Annotated in this window: 1 pseudogene; it reads right to left on the bottom strand. The window is 48.3% G+C overall.

Annotated elements, in window-relative coordinates:
- A pseudogene (locus IG82_RS07210) lies at positions 1 to 305 on the bottom strand (hypothetical protein); the annotation flags it as partial.
- Between the last annotated feature and the right edge of the window lie 328 nt (positions 306 to 633).

Raw genomic sequence — 633 nt, 5'->3', positions numbered from 1 at the left:
AGGTTTGGTTGTGGCTGTGGGTTCTGAGGCAAGGGATGCTGGGGCCTTTGTGGGGGACGCACGGCAGTATTTGGCTGAGGCTGAGGTTGGGGTTGAGGTTGGGGCCGTTGAAGCAAAACGTCATTACGGGCTTTCATGGCAGGATCTTTCCATGTAAACCCTGGATTCAGCGTTACGGCCTGTCCGGCTCTATGTGCGGCCAGCACGCGTTGCTCTTCACGCCAGAGCGCCTCGAGGGCCACAAGGCCATCCGTCACAAAAGAACTGATTAAAACAACAGAAAGCAAACACGATTTATACTTCATAAATAACTCTATCCCTAATATTGATATTAATTATCAATGATGGAATCATTTCATGTTTTAGTCTCAAAGAAAGAGTGGGCTGTCAAGCGGCTGTCTTTTCACTCTTTTTTTGACAAAAAAAGATATAAAATAACTTATGATAAGGGCAAAATGGCTTCAGATCACGTCACAACCCCCACTAAACAGGTCATAAAAAAACGCCCCTTTAACGGGGCGCCGTGTTTAGGGTATCAAAGGTCGGTAGGGCTCGGTGAGGCCGATGGCACAGGCCAAGCCTTCAGCCCATGCCCGCACTTACAAGGTCAGCATAGGATAGTTCGCATCTTGC

The sequence above is a fragment of the Candidatus Hepatobacter penaei genome (assembly GCF_000742475.1).
GTDB classification, from domain to species: Bacteria; Pseudomonadota; Alphaproteobacteria; order Holosporales; family Hepatobacteraceae; genus Hepatobacter; species Hepatobacter penaei.
This window is presented reverse-complemented; position numbering and strand designations above follow the sequence as displayed.